General features: G+C 68.6%; 3 protein-coding genes. All 3 read left to right on the top strand.

Translation table 11 applies throughout. The annotated features are described in order from the left end of the window. The first annotated feature begins 172 nt into the window (after positions 1 to 172). The 3 genes from ABZ312_RS44970 (at position 173) to ABZ312_RS44960 (ending at position 2,775) form a co-directional block, all read left to right on the top strand. Complete coding sequence (locus ABZ312_RS44970; protein ID WP_500326134.1) at positions 173 to 847, top strand: response regulator transcription factor; 675 nt, start codon at positions 173 to 175, stop codon at positions 845 to 847. Further along, on the top strand, positions 844 to 2,199 hold the full coding sequence (locus ABZ312_RS44965) for a HAMP domain-containing sensor histidine kinase (RefSeq protein WP_500440217.1): 1,356 nt from the start codon (positions 844 to 846) through the stop codon (positions 2,197 to 2,199). The genes ABZ312_RS44970 and ABZ312_RS44965 overlap by 4 nt, the downstream gene beginning before the upstream one ends. Positions 2,200 to 2,322: 123 nt before the next feature. Further along, entirely contained in the window at positions 2,323 to 2,775 is a 453-nt protein-coding gene (locus tag ABZ312_RS44960; protein ID WP_500326138.1) for a hypothetical protein, read from the top strand. The last annotated feature ends 307 nt before the right edge of the window (positions 2,776 to 3,082 follow it).

Below are 3,082 nucleotides of genomic sequence, written 5' to 3'. Positions count from 1 at the left end.
CGTTCCCACTCTGCGTCTGTCAGATCACCCCGCCCCATGTCCACATCAACGACCTGGACGGCGAGTAGTCACATGATCGGGCGGACAAGTCCTAGGCCGGGCGGCCGGTCCGGGGCAGTCCGGGCCGGCCGTCCTTATCCGTTGTTGACCTACCGGACAGGACGATGCGGTCATGCGTGTGCTGGTGGTGGACGATGACGACGCGGTGCGCCTCGCGCTGGCCCGGGCTCTGGCCCGGGACGGCCACGAGGTCGCCGAGGCGGCCGACGGAGTGGCGGCTTTGGAGGCGCTCGGCGGTAGCCGGCCTGATGCCGTCGTCCTCGATGTGCTGATGCCGGAGCCCAATGGCCTGGAGGTGTGCCGCCGGATCCGGGCCCGGGGCGATCGCGTGCCGATCCTGATGCTGACCGCGCGGGACCTGGTGGAGGACCGGGTGGCCGGGCTGGACGCGGGCGCCGACGACTATCTGGTCAAGCCGTTCGCCCTGGACGAGCTCAGGGCCCGGATCCGGGCCCTGCTGCGGCGCAGCGGTGCCGCACAGGAGGAGGTGATCCGCTTCGCCGATCTGGAGCTGGATGCCGCTGCCTGCCGGGCACGCCGCGGTGGGCGGACGCTGGAACTCACCCGTACCGAGTACGCCCTGCTGGAGCTGTTCTTGCGTAACCCGCGACGAGTGCTGAGCCGTTCGCTGATCTTCGAGGCGGTGTGGGGGTACGACTTCGGCCCCTCGTCCAATGCGCTGTGGGTCTACATCAGTTATCTGCGCGGCAAGTTGGAGGCCGGTGGTGAGCCGCGGCTGCTGCAGACCGTGCGGGGACTGGGTTATGTGCTGCGGGAGGAGCCGTGACCCTGCGCAACCGGGTCGCGCTGGCCGGTGGTGCCGTGGTCTGCGCGGCCCTGGTGCTGGCCTCGCTGATCATCTATCCCTCGCTGAGCGCCGGACTGCACCGGCAGAGTGACGACGTGCTGGTGTCCGCCGCCGACCGGGACGCCTCGCAGTTGCTGAAGGAATTCAAGTTCAAGGTCCAGCAGATGGAACGGGAAGGCACACGTCTGACGGTGCCGACCTCACCGGTCACCGTCGGCTCCACGCAGTTGCAGTTCATGGTCCCACCGGTCGCCCCCGGCCCGGGTGGCGGCTTCATTCCCGTCACCAAGCACGACGTCCAGGTCGCCCTGGGCAAGGCGCCGGCGTACTTCCAGGACGCGGAGTTCGAGGGGGTGAGCTACCGGGTGTACACCGCGCCGCTCACCGACTGGGACGGCGCGCTGGTCCGGGCCGCCATCCGTCAGTCGGTCGTCGGCTCCACCCTGGACCGGCTCACCGCCCTGCTCGCCGTGATCACTGCGGGCGGGACCCTACTGGCCGCCTTCGGCGCCCGGCTGCTGGCCGGCCGGGTACTGCGCCCGGTACGGCGGCTCACCGAGACGGTCGAGCACGTCACGGCAACGCAGGATCTGACGGCGCGCATCGACGTGCGGGGCCGCGACGAGATTGCCCGGCTCGCACGCTCCTTCACCGCGATGATGGCGGCAGTGGAGGAATCGGTGAGGGCCCAGCGACGGCTCGTCGCCGACGCGTCGCACGAACTGCGCACTCCTCTCACGAGCATCACCACCAATCTGGAACTGCTCAGCGAGAGCCCCGGCCTGGCCGACCCGCAGGCCCCCGCCCTGGTCGAACAGGCTCGCACGCAGGCCCAGGAACTCCGGGACCTGCTCAACGACCTGGTGGAGCTCGCCCGTTACGGGCAGCAGGACGCCCACACCGAGGACACCCGCCTCGATCTCCTCACCGAGCGGGTCGTGGCCCGTACGGCCCGGCGCAGCCCCCGGGCGTCGCTGCGCACGGAGCTGACCGAGTGTCTGGTGCATGCCGACCCCGAAGCGTTGGAACGCGCCGTCGGCAACCTCGTCGACAACGCCGTCAAGTGGAGCCCGGACGGCGGCGACGTGCTGATTGAGGTGTCCCGCGACGGCACCGTCACGGTCACCGACCAGGGCCCCGGCATCCCGGCGGACGACCTGCCCTTCGTGTTCGACCGGTTCTACCGCTCGCCAACCGCCCGCTCCCTCCCCGGGTCCGGACTCGGGCTCGCCATCGTCAAGCAGGTCGCCGAGACCCACGGCGGCACCATCACGGCCGAGCCGCTGGACCACGGCATCCGCATGCGGCTGTCCCTCCCGCACCTGGCCTGATCGACCGGGTGGGCCTGCAGTTCGACGGCGTGACGCCCATCAGAGGCTCGGGAGTGCGAGTGTCACCCGTGAGCGCGGTAAATGGAGATGCCGTCCCCTGACCTGCACAGGCAGGATCGCTCCATGTCGACCGATATCAGCGGAATGATCGAATGCCGGCCTGGGGCCCGTCTGTGGGGCCCCGACGACGAAGACTCCGTGTGGGAGGTCGCCATCGATCTCTTCCTCCTCAACAGGGGCAACGCCTACGACGGGCTGGCTTGCCTCTTTGGAGTCCGAAACTCCTTCGGCTTCCGTCCCCTGGCGGAAGGCCGCGGCTTTCCGGATGACGCCTCGGATGGGCTGCGAGGTGGGTTCGCAGGCTACGGCGGGCCCCGCGATGTGCACGGGACCACGTGGCTGACCTGGGCCGAGCTGAGCACCGTGGACTGGCAGGAGACCGACACCTCAGGGACCCGAACGCGCGCCTCAGCCGCAGGGAACGACACCGACTGGGGCCGGGTCTGGAGCGTCATGCGCATCCTCAGCGAGGTCCACGGAGCCGAGAACGTACGGCTTGTCGTCTGGTTCCACTGACCCACAGCTGAGCACCTGGTAGGCACTGCCCGGCAGGTCGAACGCTCAGCTCGATGCACCCTCTGGAGAGAGGTGGCCTCGGTAGTACGGCGGGAGCGGTCAGGTTGTCCTTCGCGGTATTCGATCCATGGGGACGATGCGCCAAAAGAGTTTGTCATGAGGTTGCATGTCGACGACGATCACCTCGTGACGACCAGAAAGGGCCATGCCGTCTAGTGTCCTGAGTCGTTGATTCGGTTCAGATATCCGGCGAGGCGTTCGAAGATTTCGTCTGCGGTTTTCGTCCAGACGAAGGGCTTGGGGTCGT

This window comes from Streptomyces sp. NPDC006207 (assembly GCF_040613835.1).
Taxonomy (GTDB): Bacteria; Actinomycetota; Actinomycetes; order Streptomycetales; family Streptomycetaceae; genus Actinacidiphila.
Note: the sequence above shows the minus strand (reverse complement) of the source record. Positions and strands in the feature narration are given on the sequence as shown.